This is a genomic window from Flavobacterium sp. GW823-FHT06G12 (assembly GCF_058794775.1).
This window is the reverse complement of sequence record NZ_JBXAHE010000002.1, coordinates 234,412-253,689: the sequence shown is the minus strand read 5'-3', so window position 1 is coordinate 253,689 and position 19,278 is coordinate 234,412. Positions and strand designations below refer to the sequence as shown.

The 19,278-nt window shown below is 33.2% G+C and carries 15 protein-coding genes and 1 pseudogene; 1 reads left to right on the top strand and 15 read right to left on the bottom strand.

Annotated elements, in window-relative coordinates:
* Positions 1 to 23 precede the first annotated feature (23 nt).
* The 6 genes from AC1Q5Z_RS08045 to AC1Q5Z_RS08020 form a co-directional block, all read right to left on the bottom strand.
* Positions 24 to 512 carry a septal ring lytic transglycosylase RlpA family protein gene (locus tag AC1Q5Z_RS08045; protein WP_198855302.1) on the bottom strand — a complete coding sequence of 163 codons (489 nt, stop codon included), beginning with the start codon at positions 510 to 512 and terminating at the stop codon, positions 24 to 26.
* Between the two features lie 91 nt (positions 513 to 603).
* Positions 604 to 1,026, bottom strand: a complete 423-nt coding sequence (locus AC1Q5Z_RS08040; RefSeq protein ID WP_198855303.1) for a hypothetical protein — start codon at positions 1,024 to 1,026, stop codon at positions 604 to 606.
* A gap of 106 nt (positions 1,027 to 1,132) precedes the next feature.
* Positions 1,133 to 3,916, bottom strand: a complete 2,784-nt coding sequence (locus AC1Q5Z_RS08035) for a TonB-dependent receptor (protein WP_343585022.1) — start codon at positions 3,914 to 3,916, stop codon at positions 1,133 to 1,135.
* A 321-nt stretch (positions 3,917 to 4,237) separates the two neighbouring features.
* On the bottom strand, positions 4,238 to 5,881 hold the full coding sequence (gene pgi / locus AC1Q5Z_RS08030; RefSeq protein ID WP_492444257.1) for a glucose-6-phosphate isomerase: 1,644 nt from the start codon (positions 5,879 to 5,881) through the stop codon (positions 4,238 to 4,240).
* A gap of 116 nt (positions 5,882 to 5,997) precedes the next feature.
* On the bottom strand, positions 5,998 to 6,483 hold the full coding sequence (locus tag AC1Q5Z_RS08025; protein WP_492444255.1) for a lipocalin-like domain-containing protein: 486 nt from the start codon (positions 6,481 to 6,483) through the stop codon (positions 5,998 to 6,000).
* Between the two features lie 10 nt (positions 6,484 to 6,493).
* Positions 6,494 to 7,054 carry a short chain dehydrogenase gene (locus AC1Q5Z_RS08020; RefSeq protein ID WP_492444254.1) on the bottom strand — a complete coding sequence of 187 codons (561 nt, stop codon included), beginning with the start codon at positions 7,052 to 7,054 and terminating at the stop codon, positions 6,494 to 6,496.
* Positions 7,055 to 7,149: 95 nt separating this feature from the next.
* Here AC1Q5Z_RS08020 and AC1Q5Z_RS08015 point away from each other — a divergent pair, with 95 nt between their 5' ends.
* On the top strand, positions 7,150 to 7,992 hold the full coding sequence (locus tag AC1Q5Z_RS08015) for an AraC family transcriptional regulator (RefSeq protein ID WP_492444252.1): 843 nt from the start codon (positions 7,150 to 7,152) through the stop codon (positions 7,990 to 7,992).
* Positions 7,993 to 8,008: 16 nt separating this feature from the next.
* Here AC1Q5Z_RS08015 and AC1Q5Z_RS08010 read toward each other — a convergent pair whose 3' ends face one another.
* The 9 genes and pseudogenes from AC1Q5Z_RS08010 to uvrC all read right to left on the bottom strand — a co-directional run bounded on the left by AC1Q5Z_RS08010 (position 8,009) and on the right by uvrC (position 19,230).
* Positions 8,009 to 8,629, bottom strand: a complete 621-nt coding sequence (locus tag AC1Q5Z_RS08010; protein ID WP_492444251.1) for a hypothetical protein — start codon at positions 8,627 to 8,629, stop codon at positions 8,009 to 8,011.
* A gap of 35 nt (positions 8,630 to 8,664) precedes the next feature.
* Complete coding sequence (locus tag AC1Q5Z_RS08005; protein WP_289058493.1) at positions 8,665 to 9,885, bottom strand: peptidoglycan DD-metalloendopeptidase family protein; 1,221 nt, start codon at positions 9,883 to 9,885, stop codon at positions 8,665 to 8,667.
* Between the two features lie 25 nt (positions 9,886 to 9,910).
* A complete protein-coding gene (locus tag AC1Q5Z_RS08000; RefSeq protein WP_198855311.1) occupies positions 9,911 to 10,852 on the bottom strand; it encodes a tryptophan 2,3-dioxygenase family protein in 942 nt (313 codons plus the stop codon).
* On the bottom strand, positions 10,852 to 11,622 hold the full coding sequence (locus tag AC1Q5Z_RS07995) for a DUF3108 domain-containing protein (RefSeq protein ID WP_198855312.1): 771 nt from the start codon (positions 11,620 to 11,622) through the stop codon (positions 10,852 to 10,854). Before AC1Q5Z_RS07995 ends, AC1Q5Z_RS08000 begins: the two co-directional genes overlap by 1 nt.
* 296 nt (positions 11,623 to 11,918) lie before the next feature.
* Positions 11,919 to 13,079, bottom strand: a complete 1,161-nt coding sequence (gene hppD / locus AC1Q5Z_RS07990) for a 4-hydroxyphenylpyruvate dioxygenase (protein ID WP_198855313.1) — start codon at positions 13,077 to 13,079, stop codon at positions 11,919 to 11,921.
* 79 nt (positions 13,080 to 13,158) lie between these two features.
* A pseudogene (locus AC1Q5Z_RS07985) lies at positions 13,159 to 13,517 on the bottom strand (four helix bundle protein).
* A gap of 141 nt (positions 13,518 to 13,658) precedes the next feature.
* Positions 13,659 to 14,816: a homogentisate 1,2-dioxygenase gene (locus AC1Q5Z_RS07980; protein ID WP_492444248.1), complete on the bottom strand. Its 1,158-nt coding sequence runs from the start codon at positions 14,814 to 14,816 to the stop codon at positions 13,659 to 13,661.
* A 318-nt stretch (positions 14,817 to 15,134) separates the two neighbouring features.
* Complete coding sequence (locus AC1Q5Z_RS07975; RefSeq protein WP_343585049.1) at positions 15,135 to 17,429, bottom strand: patatin-like phospholipase family protein; 2,295 nt, start codon at positions 17,427 to 17,429, stop codon at positions 15,135 to 15,137.
* A 7-nt stretch (positions 17,430 to 17,436) separates the two neighbouring features.
* Positions 17,437 to 19,230 carry an excinuclease ABC subunit UvrC gene (gene uvrC / locus AC1Q5Z_RS07970; protein WP_343585051.1) on the bottom strand — a complete coding sequence of 598 codons (1,794 nt, stop codon included), beginning with the start codon at positions 19,228 to 19,230 and terminating at the stop codon, positions 17,437 to 17,439.
* Positions 19,231 to 19,278: the final 48 nt, after the last annotated feature.

Genomic DNA, 19,278 nt, shown 5'->3' with positions numbered 1-19,278 from the left:
TCCCGCTTTAAGCGGGATTTTTTTTATTCGATTATGGTTTCAATAGTGACCTTCATTGCGCCGGCTCCTTTATTTTTTGATATATCCATAAAAGCTCTTTTAGATAAATCAATTTCGCGGGTTTTTACAAAAGGGCCGCGGTCAGTAATTTTTACAATGACAAATTTGCCATTAGCTTCATTTGTTACTTTTACTCTTGTTCCAAAAGGAAGTTTTTTGTGAGCTGCAGTATAGCTGTTATTGTTGAATCGGCTTCCGTTAGCAGTTCTTTTTCCGTTAAAACGATCAGCGTAGTAGGAAGCGTGAGCGTTTTTCTTGTATGGTCTAAGTTTTAAACCTTTGTCTGTAAAGACAGAATCCGGTAAAGGGATAATAGTCGGTTTTACATTTTTAACAGTATCTTGAATGATTTTAGGTTCTGTTGTAGGTTTGGTCTGGCTTATAACATACGTAAAGCCGCTAATTAAGGTTAAAGCGATTGTGGCGAATAAAATGTTTTTTTTATTTCTCATGGGTTATTCTTTTTCAGACTTGGGGGGAGTTTGTACAAATAATGTGCCGAGATGAAAAAAGCCCTGTAGGAAGGGCTTTAATTGGTGTTTTTTAGAACCAAAGGTTCCAAGGGATTCTACTTAAAATAAGCAATAATCCTAATCCGTAAAAAATAGCAAAGGTTTTAAATTTAGCTTCACTATTGATTATTTTTTTATGTTTAGACCATCCAATAGTAATTAAGATGATAGCAATGATATTAATTAGAGGGTGCTCTAATGATGTTAGTCTTAATTCTGCATTAGACATTTGCCCGAATGCTGCTTTTCCAAGTGGAGAAACAAAATATAAGATTAAGCCAATCAATAATTGAGTGTGTGTTCCAATTAAAGCAAATAAAGCGATTTTACGATCTTTAGCTGTAAACTCTTTTTTTGAAGTAAATCCGATGATTGCATTTACAACCGCAACTAGCAAAAGAAGCAATGCTAAGTATGCCCAACCAGAGTGGAATTTTTGTAGAAAATTATACATAAACTTTGTTTTTTGTTGAAAACAAATATAACAAAAAAGGCTATAAAAAAACGGCATTAAACTTAAAAGTCAATGCCGTTTTTATTATTTATTTAGATTCTAAATTTTAGAAATCGTAACGTAATGCGAAGTTCCAAGTTCTACCGAAACCAAAGTATACTTGGTTGTTTGTAGAAATTCCTTTATACGTTGGCTGAGTTGGGTAATCAGCAGCAAAGTAGTTAGTTTTTGCTTCAGCAATGTAAGTATAATCAAAAACGTTGTTTACGTTTAATCTGAAACCTACAGAGTTGCTTTTGGTTTTACCAACTAACCATTTGTAAGATAAACCAGCATCAGCAGTACCATAAGATGGTAATTGTAATGCTCCTCTGTTATCAGCTTTAGTAAAGTTACCTGGAGAAATAGCAGCATACAATCTGTCAAAGTAGTTGTAGTTTGCATCAACAGTAAAACGAGGTAAAATTTCGTAAGTTGCTCCTAAAGCTGCAGTTGTTTGAGCAGCATCCCCAACTCTTACACCATCAAGGTATAATGTTGAAGGAGTTCCTCCACCGATAGGGTTGTTTCCAGAGTCGTAACGGTTACTTGTACTTGTACCTTCGTATTTCCAGTCTCCAATAGATAACATACCTGTAATAGTAAGTTTGTCAAGTACTTTTGCAGTACCATCAATCTCAATACCTGAGTGAATTTCAGTAATTCCAGCGAAGTCATAGTAACCTCCAGGGTTGTCTGTAGCTCCGTCATTAGATCTTTGGTATCTGTCTTTCCAAGACGTACGGTATAAGTTTACGTTTGCAGAGAACATTCTTGTACGTAAACCGTAACCAGCTTCGATACCAAAAATTTTCTCATTTGTTAAGTTACCATTTACAAGAGATGCATTGTTTGGGTAAACTGCATTAAAGAATGGCTGTTTTGAGTAATATCCTGAGTTAACAAAAACATTATGATGCTCGTTGATGTTGTAATTAACACCACCTTTTACGTTTCCACCTAAGATGTTTTCGTAATCTGTACTTGATAATGGATCTGTAGTTTTGTATTTGAAATAATCAACTCTTTTGAATCCTTGTTGAGAAAGAGCACCTTGAACGAATGCAGTAAATTTATCATTAGAATATTCTAATTGAGTAAATCCACCATACCATCTAACATCACCGTCATTGTTGAAGTTGATTTTTTCTTCTTTGTCAGTATCTTTAAATACATTCCAAGGAGCATATGTAGAATATGTACTGTATAAAACTCTATTAGGGTTGTTAGTATCAAAATTGTCAATGTAAGAATCTGCACCTAATCTGTCGTTTACGTTTTGGTAGTGAAGACCTTTGTAACCTCTTACGTCAACTCCAAGATCCCAAGTTAAGTTTTCTGTGAATTTTTTGTTGAAGTTAACAATTGCTCCGTACCAGTTGTGTGAATTAACAGAAGATATTTGAGAAATACCTGATGTATTGTTGTAAACATATGGAGATTGTGGAGTTCCTGATCCAGTTCTTCCTGTGTTAGAGCTGTTTTGGAATTGTCCACTCGTACCATTTGTTGCACGAGTATTGTCTGTGTTGTTAAATCTGATAACTTCTTGTCCTGTATTCCAACGAACGATTTTATCATAATCAACTAAACCATCTGCAGTTCTAAATACGTCACTAGTGTAGTTGTTGTTTCCAGCACCACCTGCTCCTCTAGATCCTCCTCCACGTCCGAAAGAAACGTAAGCTACAGTAGATAATTTAGATGTTTCATTGATTTGGAAATCATAGTTTAATGAAACAACTGGTTTGTGGTAGTAGTTTCTTACCATGTTGAAAGCTTGACCATCTTTGTAACCCCAATCAGAGTTGTATTTAATGTTTGGGTCAGATACAGAGCCATATTTTTGGTACTGTGCTATAGTGATAAAAGTAGATCTTTGATCGTGCCATTGTGGAGCACCAGTAACTGTAAATTGGAAATCGTGTTTATTGTTTTTTGTAGAATAACCAAGAGCTACATAGTAGTTATCTCCGTTAAATTGAGTTCCATCTACATATCCATCACCTTGAGTGTGGCTGTATAAAACAGACGCAGAGAATCCGCTGTCTAATTTTCCTGTGTTGTAAGCAACGTTAGATTTAAAGAAATTGTCGTTACCAAAAGAAGTACCAACTGTTCCACCTTGTTTTAAATCAGAAGCTTTAGTTACGTAGTTCATTGTACCCCCAACAGAAGCGATAGCTAATTTTGAAGAACCTAAACCTCTTTGAATCTGAATTGCAGAAGTAACATCAGATAAACCAGCCCAGTTACTCCAGTAAACAGAACCATTTTCCATGTCGTTAACTGGCATACCGTTAACCATTACCGCAACGTTGTTTTGGCTAAATCCACGAACTGTAATTCTTGAATCTCCAAATCCACCACCAGATTTAGTTACGTAAACAGATGGAGTGCTTTTTAACAATTCAGGAAGTTCTTGGTTTCCTAATTTTGCTTGAATTTCAGAAGCTTTAATTGTAGAAACCGCAACAGGAGTTTTTCTGTCTTTTGCAATATCTACAGTGCTACTTTTAACTACAATCTCAGTTAATTCGTTAGAGTTAGAAACCAAAGTAATAGTTCCTAAGTTTGTAGTTGCGCCGTTTGACACATTAAATTTCACAGTCTGGTTGTCATAACCTAAGAAAGAGATAACAATCTCACCTGTGCTTGATGTTGAAGTAAGAGTAAATTTACCATCAAAATCTGTTGAAGTTGCTGTAGTAGATCCTTTGATCACCACATTTGCTCCTGGTAATCCACCTGTTCCGTCGGTAATTTTACCAGTAACTTTTCCTTGAGAAAATACGGTTGAAACTATCATAAAAAATAGTCCGGTCAGTAACCAATTTTTCATTTTCTTCATTTTGTTATTGAGTTTATTGTTTTTGGCAAAATTATAACAAATAACTCAGATAATGTTATCGAAATGTTAAGAAAAACAAGTTTTGCTTTTTATGCTGCGCATTAAAATGAATTTTTGTCTTTTTGTTGGATAAAATATTGATTTGTTGAATTTAAGTGGTACTTTTTTGTTAAAAATATAATTATTCTGATAAGTTTGTAAGATGGGTGTTGTAGTTAAACGATTATTTGTGTTTTTAATCGATTTATAATGTAGAAAACGTCCTAATTTTACTAGAAAATAGGACGTTTTAGAAGTTAAAAAATATTTAAGTAAATGTTTCTATTTGTTTTTTAAGAAATGATTTAACAAAAACGAAGTCGAACTGTCGTGATTTTTAACAGTCTTAGAATTGATTTCGTCTAAAATCGAGTTTGCCAATTGCTTACCTAATTCAACTCCCCATTGGTCAAAACTGAAAATATTCCAAATAACACCTTGAACAAAAATCTTGTGTTCGTATAATGCGATTAAAGAACCTAAGCTTTTTGGAGTAAGTTTTTGAATTAGAATTGTATTAGTTGGTTTGTTTCCAGTGAATACTTTAAAAGGTAATAAATAAGATGCTTTTTCAGGAGAAAGTCCTTGTTTGTCAAACTCTGCCTGAACTTGTGCTTCTGTTTTTCCATTCATTAAAGCTTCAGTCTGAGCAAAGAAGTTTGACATCAATTTATCGTGGTGATCTTCGTTACCATAAAGAGGTTTTACAAATCCCACAAAATCTGTTGGAATTCTCTTTGTTCCTTGGTGAATTAATTGGAAGAAAGCATGTTGTGAGTTTGTTCCTGGCTCTCCCCAAATGATTGTTCCAGTTTGGTAATTAACAGGTTTTCCGTCACGGCCAACACTTTTTCCGTTGCTTTCCATAAAAGCTTGCTGTAAATAAGGGGCAAGTTTGTGTAAATATTGTGTGTATGGAATCAAAGCTTCGCTTTCGGCACCATAAAAATTATTGTACCAAACACTTAACAAAGCTAAAATAACCGGAATGTTTTCATCAAATTCTGCCGATTTGAAATGTTCATCCATTTCATAGGCGCCATTTAATAAATCATTATAATTATCAAATCCAACAGCCAAAGCAATGCTTAAACCAACGGCACTCCAAAGAGAAAATCTTCCTCCAACCCAATCCCACATTGGGAAAACGTTGTCTGGATTAATTCCGAATTCTGTTACATTTTTAATGTTTGTAGAAACCGCTACGAAGTGTTTTGCAATGTCTTCTTGAGAAGCCGATTTTAAAAACCATTCTTTTATAGTTTCTGAATTCGAAAGCGTTTCTTGTGTAGTAAAAGTTTTAGAAACAATTACGAAAAGTGTCGTTTCAGGATTTAGTTTTTTGATAACTTCATTTACGTGGTCACCGTCAACATTTGAAACGAAATGTGTGTTTAGGTGATTTTTGTAAAATTGTAAAGCTTCAACAGCCATAACAGGACCAAGGTCAGAACCTCCAATACCAATATTTACAACATCTGTAAAAGCTTTTCCAGTGTAGCCTTTTCTTTGTCCAGAAATAATTTCTTCAGTAAATTTTTTGATTTTATTTTTTACTTCGTAAACTTCCGGAATTACATTTTCTCCGTCTACTTTGATAACTGCCGATTCTGGAGCACGCAATGCTGTGTGTAAAACCGCGCGATTTTCAGTCTGATTAATTAATTCTCCTCCAAAATATTGTGCAATTGCATCTTTCAATCCGATTGAGTTTGCTAATTCTAATAAAAGAGAAACTGTTTCTTGACTGATATTATTTTTTGAATAATCTACTAAAAAGTCATTCCATTGCAAATTGAATTTTTCAACGCGCGCACTATCTTGTTGAAACAATTCTTGTATTGTGGTTTCGTGAATTGCGTTATAGTGGTTTTGTAGATTTTTCCACGCTTCAGTCCCAGTTGGGTTTGTTGTGTTTAAAGCCATTTTATCTATAATTGAGTTTGTTTTCTGAAACACAAAAATACTGAAATAACTTTTAAAAGGGGAGCGGTTTGCGATTATATAACAATTAGTTACGAAAACGTTTTATGAAGAGTGCGTCATAACTTTTTCCAGACAACTTCTGCTATCACCGATTTTCCACCTTGTGTAGTATTGGCTACAGAATATTTAAGTTCGTTATTTATAAAAGTGTATGATCTCTTTTGAATTGTTCCTTCCCAATTTGGGAACGATGCAGTTTTTATTGTAAAAGTTATAGTCTTATTTTTTTCGTCAATTTCATATTCGCCAAAATGTGAATTACTTCCCTGTACAATTGCAACGTTTTCTTCGGGTGTACATTTATTTTTATCTCCTGAAATAATTTTGGCTCTTTTGTCTTTATAAATCTGAACGGCATAATTTCCTTTTTCATCAAAGAACAAAAAACCTTTCGGATTTACATCATAGGGAAGGTTTTTTGTTCCGTCAGAATTTGTGTTTTCTACTGAAACCAAAGTCCATGAACCTGACAAATCAGATTTTTTTTGTGCATTAATTGAGTTTGCAATCAAAAGCAATATCATCAAAATTGTATTTTTCATCTTTTAAAATTTAGTAGTTTACTTTAATGATTTCTCCATTTATAGATTTTTCAATGCTCTTTGCATAAGCGTTTATTAAATCCTCGCTCAGAATATCTGCAACTTTTGCTGGACTTATTCCATTTAATCTAATTCCTCTTTCTAATTCTAGCGAAGCGGCGAGAACAAAACTATTGACTCCGCCATTTACAATAGCTTTGCTAATATTGTTCTTAACTGGTTTATCACCCATTTTTCCTGACGTAAGTGTAAATGATCCATTATCGTTTAAGTATTTTTGTCCAATTAAAACCAGATTAACTTGTCCAAGTAATTTGTTCTGAATACCAATGTTTAGTTTTTTTTCGTCAAGCGAAAGTAAATCTCCTGTGTAGCAATCGCCCGCAACACAAATGCAAGCATCAATGTTTTTGACTTCTTCAAATAATTTTTCAATCGATTTTGAATCTGATAAGTCGATTCTGAAATCTCCGCTGTTTCTTCCAGCCGAAATTATTTCATGATTTTTTGCTAAAGCAGGATGCAGTATTTTGCCAATTTCTCCATTTGCTCCAATTAAAAGTATTCTCATTTTATCGATTTTTAGTTTGTTATCTGAAACAAAATTAAGTGGTTAGCAATCGTGAAAAATTGTACTTATTGGTACTAAAATTGTATTTTAGCATAATGACAAACAAGAATTTATATCTTCCTTTTGAAGTTGATTTTAAAGAATTGGAGCAGTTTCCGAAAACAATTCGGAAGAATAATTTCTTTGAATTGATTTATATTGTTGATGGAACAGGGGTTCAGATTATTAATGATAATAAATTTCAATATCGAATGGGAAATCTATTTCTTGTAACACCGCAAGATGTGCATTCATTTGAAATTACAACACCAACAAAATTCTTTTTTCTTAGATTTAATGAATATTACGTAAAAGCGAGTTCTCAAAATGGGCAATCTGAAGCTATTTTGCGAATGGAATATATTCTTCAAAATGCCAGTCATCGCCCAGGTTGCATTTTGAAAAATCAAATTGATAAACCTTTAATTGCTTCATTGATAGAAAATATAATCAGTGAGCGAAACAATCAGCAAATTTACCATCAAAAGATTATTGAGCAGATTGTAAATACAATAATTACAATTGTTGCGAGAAACATTGCTTTGAAACTTCCTAAGAATATTAAAGAAACAACAGGAGAAATGGTTCTTGAAATTCTACATTATATTCAAGAGAACATCTACAATTCAAAAGAATTAAAATCAGAAAAAATAAGTAGTCACTTTAGTATCACTCTTAATTATTTGGGTAAATATTTTAAAAAGCAAACAGGTGAAACATTGCAAGAATATATTGCAAACTACAAACTGAGATTAATTGAAGCCAGGCTATTAAACAGCGATATGCGAATTAACGAAATTGCAGATGAGTTGAATTTTTCTGACGAAAGCCATTTAAACAAAGTTTTTAGGAAACATAAGGGAATGAATCCTTCGGAGTTTAGAAAAAAATATTCCTAGTAATTCTAGAATTTAATTACCAGAATTTCCACCAAGGTTTTTTATTGATTTCTATAATTTTCTTCGAAACATCGACATCAATTCTTTTTGGAGATTCAGTTTTAATCTTAGAATTATCAAAAAATAATTCGCCATTATCACTCATTCCGAGTGGAGATTTTGTTCTTTCTCTCCAATTTTTTGTTTGTAATTCAGGAATTAAGTCAGTATCGATTTTTTCGCGAAAGCGTTTTTGAGCTTTTTCTATAATTTCTTCTTCTAAGTTTGAAGACGAATTTTTGAAAAGTGAAATCGAATTGTCTGGAATATTTAAAAGAAAGACTTGGGTTTTATCACCGATTTTCTGAATGTCCAATACTTTGAAATACGCAATCGAATCTAAAAGAAAATGGCCAATTTTTGCCGAATCAGGATTAAACTTTGATAAATCTTTGGCGTGTGCACTTGCAATTAAATACCTAAAATTTCCTGAAAGTCCGCCACCAATTGAACTCATATCAGTAAATCCTTTTTCTTGAATAATCTGTCCGACTTTGTAATTTAAAATTAAACTTTCAGAAAGATTTGTGTCTCTGTAAAATAATTTTAAACCAGAAAAAGTTTCATGATACATGGTTTTAAGGCGTTCATTTTTCATGATTTTCGATTCAAAAAATTACAAAAAAGGATTTTTTATAAATTACCAATACTGTCCAACTCTCTTTTCAAAGGTTCAATCTGTGTCATAAAACGAGTTCTGTCATTTCCTGTGAGAGATTCTCCGGTTGGAAGATTTAAACGAAGTGCATCTACTTGAACTCCATTTTTCCAGAAACGATAACAAACGTGAGGGCCAGAAGCTAAACCTGTACTTCCTACCAAACCAATTGTCTGTCCTTGAGTAACGCGCTGTCCGCGGCGAACCAAGATTTTAGACATGTGTAAATATTGAGTAGAGTAGGTTCCGTTGTGTTTTACTTTGACAAAGTTTCCGTTTCCTGCCGTATATCCTGTCATTTCTACAACTCCAGATGCTGTTGTAGAAATTGGTGTTCCGGTTGGCGCCGCATAATCCGTTCCCTTGTGGGCTTTCCAAGTATGCTGAACTGGATGAAATCTGTTCATTGTAAATCTTGAAGTGATTCGGCTGAATTTGATCGGAGTTTTTAGAAAGAAGTTTTTAAGTGTTCTTCCTTGATCGTCATAATACTCAATTTTTCCAGAAGTAGTATCTCTTTCAAAAGGAAAGGCATAAACGATTTTACCTTTATATTCAAAAAATGCCGCTTCAAGATCTTCAACTCCGTCGTACGTTTTTCCGTTAATAAATCGTTCAGTAAAAATTAATCCGTATCGATCTCCTTTTTTAAGCTTAAAGAAGTCAATAGACCAAGAAAAGACTTTTGTAATTCGGCTTGCCAAAGCGGTTTCGACACTTTCGTTTCCTAAAGTTTCAGACAATGAACTTTTAAGAACGCCACCGATCATTTTTCTTTTTAAAGTAACGGGTTTTATTTTTTTGTATGCTTTTGCAATGCTATCTCTTAGGTCGATAACATAATAACTTAATGCGTCTGGCTGGTAAACAAAAACTTGAAGATTATTTGTTTTGTTTTTAGAGCGAAGTAAAGTAAAAGGTTTGCCGTAACGGATGCTTCTCACATTGAACGAATCTTTTACCTGTTCAACAATATCATGAACTTTTTTGTCTCCAATATTTTGGCTCTGAAGTATTGATCCAAAAGAGTCTCCTTTTGAAATAGTATCATTAACAACATTAAAATCTGCGTAATTAAAACCGAATTCTATTTTTTTGGTTGCTGGTTTAGTAATTTTGGTTTCTACTTTTTCTTCTGCTTTTTTACATGAAAAAATAGAAAACAAGACAATTAAAATTACGACTGCTTTTTTCAAACTTTATAAATTTTTTGTGGTGAAATTAGGCTTCAGTTTCATTTCCCCAATTGGACAATTCTTCTTCGGTCCACAATTTAGGAAAAAAGATGCGTCTTTGGTATTTTGGATGCATATATTTTTGCCAGTCACTTCCTCCTGTCGCTTCCCCATTGCCTTTTCCGCTTTCTAAAATATATTTTCTGGCAGTATTAAGGTGTTGCATTACCCAAGTAATATTTACCGTTTTGTCGTAATGGCGCATAGCATCAATCAGCGATGCATTTTGCTGATCTTCAATAGGTAATTGGATGAATTTTTGCCAAAGGTTTTTTGTTTTAAAAGAAGCCATTTGTCTTAAAAACGGTTCTTTGTACTTCTTTTCAAACTCATTAAGTAAATATGATTTTTCGCCAGTATGATAATCTTTCCCAGCAGCTTGCCAATAAAGATGTTCAAAGCTAGTTTCTAAGTCGGTGTTTTCGTCAAAATTTGCTTTATATCTGCGATCTGTTAAATTGATAACGTCGGTCGATGCAAATTCGATCATTCTATATTGTGCGCTCTGGAATCCGCTTGCTGGAGTAAGCGTATTTCTGAATTTCATGTATTGATCTACTTCCATACCATTTTCCATGATGCTGAAAGAGTTGGTAAGCATGTCGAAATATCTTGTGATCCTTGATAATCTTTCGCTGAAAAAATCTACTTGAATGTTTTCTGTTTCAGCAATTTGATCGATTTCCCACAGAATCATTTTAAAGATTAATTCGTTTACCTGATGGTACATGATAAAAACCATTTCGTCAGGAAGTGTGGTGCGCTGAATTTGTAAATTTAATAGAGCATCAGTTTGAATGTAATCCCAATAAGTAATTGGTTTGGCCCAAAGCAATCCTTCTAACTGAACATCAGTTTTTTGATTTATGGCTTGAAATTTTAGGTCAATTTCTTTTAAAATTGCTTCAGAATGATCTGTAGGGTTCATTATTTTTTTGCTTTAAGTGGACTTTTCAATCCTTTATATTCATCGAGATCAGCCTTAAGAGATCCTACAGCTAAATCTGCTTTAATTCTAATTGGAACTTTATTTACATCATCTGTTATCCAGAGTGTTAAGCTCTCTTTTTCTTTAAATACTCTACCTGTCTGTACCAACGGCTTAAAAACCATCGTAGAAACGGTACCAAATTTAGTCGTAATATCTTGACGACCTACATATTTTAACTTAAATTTTGTGATTTCATCATCAAAAAACATATCGATTGTGATGGCTTCTCCAGATTTAAGTTTGTCGATATTTGGGTGATTCCTCAAAAAGTAAAAAGCCGACACAATATCTTGTACTTCTTCTGAAACCATGATGGTTTTTTCTGATTTTCGTTTATAGTCTTTTACTAAAACTTTGTTTTCATTTTGATTAAAAAAACCTTCTTGATTTTTGGTATAACCGCCTTCGTCAATTTTTCTAACATAACGATATGGTTTTCCTGTCTCTTTGTCAAAATAGCTTTCGTATAAATCTTCTACTTTAAAGAAAAATTTAGACATTCCAGTTGTGTAACCTTTTCCGACAGAGTGATATACCTTTTTGTTGTTAATGGTGGCATCTTTGACTTCAAGAGTTGCATAACCGGCATTTACAATTCCGTAATGTATTCTAAATTTGAAATATTCTCCAGTATCGAAAGCATCTTCTTTTTGAGGCGCGAATGAGAGTATCGTTAGTGCTAATATAGTGAGAATGAACTTTTTCATAGTATAATCTTTACGTTTATTATAAAGGTAGACAAATGCAAAATCTATTCCAAATGTACCAAAACAAAAAAACTCAGTCAAAGATGACTGAGTTTTTATGCTATTAACTAACCAAAAAACTATAAATTATGAAATTTATATCAATTCGGAAGGAAACCACCCCTTCCTGATTTGCGGTGCAAAGATAGATAGAAAGTTCAAAAATAAAATAGCAAAAGTCAAGTTTAACATAACATTTGCAAAAAAAGCATCGTTTTTTGGAGAATTATGCGGTTTTCTATATGAAAATTAACATTTTATAGCGTTCCTCTCAATTCTTGCTCTCTTTCGATTGACTCAAAAAGGGCTTTAAAGTTACCTGCACCGAATCCTTTTGCACCCATTCTTTGAATAATTTCGAAGAAAAGCGTCGGTCTGTCTTGAACAGGCTTCGTAAAAATCTGTAATAAGTATCCATCTTCGTCAGCATCTACCATGATGGCAAGTTTCTCGATTTCGTTTAAATCTTCTTTCATCATATCCATATGAACACCTAATCTTTCAGGAATTGCTTCATAATAAGCATGAGGAGGAGCAGATAAAAATTCAACGCCGCGCGCTCTTAGCTGTGAGACAGTTTTAATAATGTCATCTGTTGCAATAGCAATATGTTGAATTCCAGGCCCGCCGTAGAAATCTAAATATTCTTCAATCTGAGATTTTTTCTTTCCTTCGGCTGGTTCGTTGATTGGAAATTTAATTCTTCCGTTTCCGTTAGACATTACCTTACTCATCAAAGCAGAATATTCTGTAGTAATTTGTTTGTCATCAAAAGATAAGAAATTCACGAATCCCATAACTTCCTCGTAGAATTTTACCCAAGTATTCATTTCATTCCAACCTACATTTCCAACCATGTGGTCGATGTATTTTAAACCAGTTGATTCTGGGTTAAAATCAGATTTCCATTCTTTGTAACCTGGCAAGAAAACACCATTATAGTTTTTTCTTTCTACAAAAATGTGAACTGTTTCTCCGTAAGTGTAAATTCCAGAACGAACTACCTGACCAAATTCATCTTCTTCAACAGTAGGTTCCATAAAAGAACGAGCGCCACGTTTCATAGTTTCTTCGTAAGATTTTGTCGCGTCTTCAACCCAAAGTGCTGCAACTTTTACTCCGTCGCCGTGTTTTTTCAAATGTTCGTTGATTGGAGAATCTGCTGTTAAAGGCGTTGTCAAAACAATTCTGATTTTATCTTGTTTTAAAACATAAGATGCTCTGTCTTTTACTCCAGTTTCCAATCCTGCGTAAGCCAAAGATTGATATCCAAATGCAGATTTATAATAATGTGCCGCTTGTTTTGCATTACCTACATAAAATTCTACATAATCTGTTCCTAATAATGGAAGGAAATCTTGTGCTCCTTCAAATATTTTTTCTAATCCGTATTCTACTGATTTTACTTCTTTACTCATAATTAGATAATTTGATAATGAGAAAATGAGATAATTCTTGAAATGCGTTAATTTTCTAATTGACACATTTTCTAATTTTCTAATTCCTCCTTGATGTTGATATTATTTTATTTAAAATTTTTAAAATTTCTGAAAGATCATTTAATAAACGTTTGCAATTTGGATATTCTCTATGAGCATCACATAAAAACAGCCAATACTCTGTTTCGTCTGCTTCCTTGATTGCAATTTTAGTTTATGAATAAAATCAGCTTTGCTTTCTGCATTTTGTGACTCTTTAGAATTTGCTCCAATAGATGTTCCGCTTTTTAATAACTGATTTGCAATTACGAATTTCTTTTGATCTTGAAGTTCTGTTGTGTAATCAATTATGTTTAGTGCGAAATTGAAAGTTTTAATTAAAAGAGCGTTGTCTTTGTATTTTTCGTTAAAAGTCATTTTGGGCAATTAGATAATTAGTCAATGTGTTAATGAGATAATTTTTATTTTGTAAGTTTAAAATTACAATAATTATTTAAATTATTTAATTCATGCGCTTTGCAAAGTATTATCTAATTGACAAATTGCCACATTTTCTAATTATTCAGTCCAAGATTTGTAGTATTGACCGTCGTCAAGTCCCATAGCTTCTTCAGTAACCATTAATGGACGGAAAGTATCCACCATAACAGCTAATTCTTGAGTTTCTTTGTGACCAATACTGCGTTCCATTGCGCCTGGCGCTGGTCCGTGCGGAATTCCTTTTGGGTGTAAAGTGATGTGACCTTGCTCAATATTATTACGGCTCATAAAATCGCCATCAACATAATATAGTACTTCGTCAGAATCTATATTGCTGTGATTGTATGGCGCCGGAATAGCTTTTGGGTGATAATCGTAAAGTCTAGGGCAGAAAGAACAAACTACAAAAGTAGCTGTTTCAAAAGTTTGATGTACTGGTGGCGGTTGGTGAACACGCCCAGTTATAGGTTCGAAATTATGAATTGAAAATCCGTAAGGAAAATTGTATCCGTCCCAACCAACAACGTCAAACGGATGTGTGGCATAAACCACTTCATGCATCATTCCTTCTTTTTTGATTTTAATTAAAAAATCACCTTTTTCGTCATGCGTTTCCAATTCATTTGGCAGAATAAAATCACGCTCACAAAATGGAGAATGTTCTAAATGCTGACCTGACTGGTTTTTATAACGTTTTGGAGTATAAAAAGGAGAATATGATTCTACGTAAAATAGTCGGTTGTCTTCTGTTTCGAAATCGATCTGATAAATAATACCACGTGGAATGATTAGGTAATCGCCATATTCAAACGGAATATTTCCTAACATGGTTCTTAATTTTCCTTTTCCTCTGTGAATGAAAAGCATTTCATCGGCATCGGCATTTTTATAGAAATAATTTCGAAGCGATTCTTTCGGTGCAGACAAACCAATAATGCAGTCTTTATTGACTAACATCGCTTTTCGGCTGTCTAGAAAATCATTTTCAGGTTTTAATTCAAAACCTTTAAAAAGAAGTGATTTTATATTTTTTCCGATTGCAATTTTTGGTTCAACCGAATATGAGTTTAAAATCTCTTTAACCTGTGTTGGTCTGTGTACGTGATAAGATAGCGACGAATGTCCGTGAAAACCTTCGGTTCCAAACAATTGTTCGTAGTAAAAACCGCCGTTTGGTTTTTCAAATTGGGTATGTCGCTTTTGAGGAAAATCCCCAAGTTTATGATATAGTGGCATGGCTTTTTCAATTAGATAATTAATAAATTAGATAATTCGAAAATTTGAATTGCAGAGATAATAATCAGTTCAATTTTTGCAATTGACTGATTATTTCAATTCGATAGAGCCATTACTCAGGATTTCTCTTGATGAGGAATTGAAGATACTCTAATAAACCTGTCCAATTTGTTTTCATTATAACAAATGTCGTAATTTTTTCGAAGTAAAAATAAAAATTATATTATTTATAACTATAAAATAACTTAGTTTTTTTGATATAATTTTTATGATGTAAAAAAAAAGGCAGAATTTATTGAAGTATTCTCGGTTATCGTACTAAAATTGAAACCCGATACTAAACCATGTATAACTTTTTGACATTTCTGGAGACCAAGATTGTTTTACTTCTATAGGACCAATAATGGTTTCTAGACCGTAACCAACTGCGTATCCTGTGTATTTTGGCATAGAAACCCAATCTACAGAAGAAAAAATATCATCTCCTAAGTTGGCAAAATTAGCAGATAAATTGATGTGATTTTTTTTGAAGATTTCATAATCAATATTAATATCCGTTTTAATATAGCTGTTGCCGGCAATACTTAGAAAATCGTATCCGTAGAAATAATTGAAATTGTTTATTTTGTTGTAACCATAACCTCCAAATATAAAGTCAAAAAACGGAACGCTATCGCTACCAATATTAAATCCAGCATCGAATCCAAATTTTATGGTTGCTTTTCTAAATAGTGGTCTAGCAATTGCTACTTCGGCTTTTGCAATCGAAAAAGGTTTAAATTGCTTCGTATAATCTGATGATGCCATATAAGTTTGCAAATCTGTAGAAAAATATAATCCAGAACTTGGGTAATATTTTTCATCTAGCGAATCGTATTTTAGATAAGCAAAGGCGCTAAAATAATTGCTTTTTTCAATTATGTTATCTTCATTTGTAAGTGTTGGTGAGTTAATTTTTAGATACTTATATTCTAAACCACCACCCATTAAAAACTTCTGTACGAAAATAGTCTGGAAATAAGCCTGATTGGTAATATCCATGAAGTCAACATTAATAAGGTTGACATTTGGAGTCTCTTTAAGAACGCTACTCAAACTCGTAGTCACATTTCGATTAAATTGATTTAATCTAGAACGGAAACCAAAACTTATATTAAAACCATTTTCGACATAATAATTAAAATCGTATCTGAAATTATCACCTAAAATGATATCAAGAGAAGTAACATCGTTTTTTAAAAAAGTCTTTTTATGGGTTAGATTTAATAAAACGGCACTTTTGTAAAGACCATCATAATGAAGCCCAAGTTTTAGATAAGTTTGAGTTGGGTTTTCCTTTAAAACCAAATCAAGATCGTCTTTATCTCCATTTGGCTGAAGACAATAGGAGATTGTGCTAAAGTTTTGTGTCGCATTCAAGTTGTTTATTCCTGTTTTAAGACCATCGTAAGTTATGGTGCTTTCAGGTTTGAAACGAAGTTTACCACGAATATATTCTTTAGTATAATTTTCTAATTTATCTGTATTTATTTTTTGAATATGAAGTGTATCAGTTGCAACTTTCAGTTTTGGTTTTTTATAAAAGTTATTTTCATCGCTTAATGCTTTGATTTTTTCGTAAACGGCAAAAGCAGCTTCTTCTCCTTTTCTGATAATTTCTTCTCCTCGGTCAAACGAAATAACACCAAAATCACGAATATCTGGCCTGATATAAATATCCGTGTCTTTTATTTTGCTTTTCATTTTGTCAATAGACTGTAGATTGGTAATCTGAACTAAGATTCTGGTCGCATTTTTCAGATTTTTTCTTTTCAGCAAATCATCCTGAACATCAACGCCAATAATAATATCGGCACCAAGTTTGCGAACTTCTTGAATAGGATAATTATTTACAACTCCTCCATCAACCAACAAATTTCCGTCAATTTCAACTGGCGTAAATAAGGAAGGAAAAGCCGAACTAGCCATCATGGCTTGAACAAGATTTCCTTTATTTAATAAAACTTCTTCACCTGTTTCGATATTGGTTCCAATACATAAAAAAGGAGTCGGCAGTTGATTAAAATCGCGAACATGACGCACGTTTCTAGTTAAACTGCTCAATAAATTGTAATTGTACATTCCTTTTGAAAGCGCTTCTGGAATGCCGACTCTAAAATTGCTGAAAGGCAAAACAACAGCATACAATTCGTCATTCTTCTTACCGTAAAAATTCTTAGAAGAACGCGGAATATAGTCGTTTATTAATTCGTCAAAATTGGTTTGTTTGAAAATAGAGTCGATTTGAGAAGCGTTGTAACCAGAAGCATAAAGCCCGCCAATTACAGATCCCATACTGGTTCCGCCAATATAGTCAATTTTGATTCCAGCTTCTTCCAAAACTTTCAAAACTCCAATATGCGCAAAACCTTTGGCGCCACCACCACTTAAAACCAATCCTATTTTGGGTCTTTTGACACTGTCTTTTTTTATTTCTTGAGAAAATGATTTTGACGAAAAGAAAAATGCCGTTAAAAAAACGAATATAAATACGCGCCAAGAAACTCTTTTTTCGAATTTAGTTAAAATTTCTTTTGACCAAATATTTGAAATGTATAATTGGGATGGACGCATATAATGTTTAGTTGGTTTTGTAAAAGTCGACAATTTTTTTTGCTTTGGAAGCACCTATAACTTCTGAAATTTCTTTTTCTGTAGCTAATTTTAATCTTTTAACACTTTTGAAATGTTGTATTAATGCAAGCATGGTTTTTTCTCCAATTCCCGGAATGCTTTCTACAGAAGAATTAAGTGCAGATTTACTTCGTTTGTCTCTATGGAAAGTGATTCCAAATCGATGCGCCTCGTTTCTTAAATGCTGAATCACTTTTAAAGTTTCTGATTTTTTATCTAAATATAACGGAATCGAATCTCCAGGATAGAAAAGCTCTTCCAGACGTTTTGCAATTCCGATAATAGCAACTTTTCCTCTTAATCCTAAATCGTCAATACTTTTTAATGCTGCCGAAAGCTGTCCTTTTCCACCATCGATAATAATCAATTGCGGTAGAGGTTCGTTTTCATCCAACAATCTTTTGTAACGGCGGTACACGATTTCGGTCATAGAAGCAAAATCGTTCGGACCTTCAACCGTTTTGACATTAAAATGGCGATAATCTTTTTTACTTGGTTTTCCGTCTTTAAAAACTACACAAGCCGCAACAGGATTTGTTCCTTGAATGTTTGAGTTATCAAAACATTCGATATGTCGAGGTTCAGAAGGAAGACGTAAATCTTTCTGCATCTGAGCCATAATTCTATTCACATGTCGATCGGGATCTACAATTTGCAACTGTTTCAATTGTTCGATTCGGTAGAATTTCGCATTTCGAATAGATAAATCTAGAATCTGCTTTTTGTCTCCAAGTTGCGGAACAGTTACTTTAATGTTTTCGCCCAAATCCATTTCAAAAGGAACAATAATTTCTTTAGATAATAATTGAAAACGCTCACGAAGTTCTACAATGGCCAATTCTAATAATTCTTCATCACTTTCGTCTAGCTTTTTCTTCATTTCTAAAGTATGCGAACGAATAATCGAACCATGTGAAATTTGTAGAAAGTTGACATAAGCCGCACTTTCGTCAGAAACAATGGAGAAAACATCAATGTTGGTAATCTTCGGATTGATAATGGTAGATCTAGATTGATAGTTTTCTAGTACTTCAATCTTTTCTTTTATTTTCTGCGCTTCTTCAAATTGTAAATTTTGCGCATAATTATTCATCAATTTCTTGAAATCCTTTAAACTTTCTTTGAAATTTCCTTTCAGGATTTCGCGAATAGCATTGACTTGTCTTTGGTATTCTTCCAAAGGTTCCAAACCTTCGCAAGGGCCTTTACAATTGCCAATGTGATATTCCAAACAAACTTTAAATTTTCCTGAATTAATGTTTGATTGGCTCAAGTCATAATTGCAGGTTCTAAGCGGATACAATTCTTTAATAAGATCCAAAATAGTATGTACTGTTTTGAAACTGGTATATGGGCCAAAATATTCAGAGCCATCTTTGACCATGTTTCGAGTTGAAAATATTCTCGAAAAAGGTTCTTTTTTAATACAGATCCAAGGATATGTTTTGTCGTCACGAAGCAAAACATTGTATCTCGGTTGAAGTGTTTTAATTAAATTGTTTTCTAATAAAAGCGCATCGGTTTCGGTTGGAACTACAATGTGTTTTATGGTCACGATTTTTTTTACCAAAACATTCGTTTTGGCAGTATCGTGAATTTTATTGAAATATGATGAAACCCTTTTTTTTAAATTTTTGGCTTTTCCGACATACAAGATTTTCCCGTCTTTATCATAATATTGATACACGCCTGGGTTATCAGGCAAGGTTAAAATTTGAAGATCTAAGGTCGATTTTTGCATTCTATTGTATTTCTGAAGATGTTCGAGAAGCTTTTCAAAAACCATTCC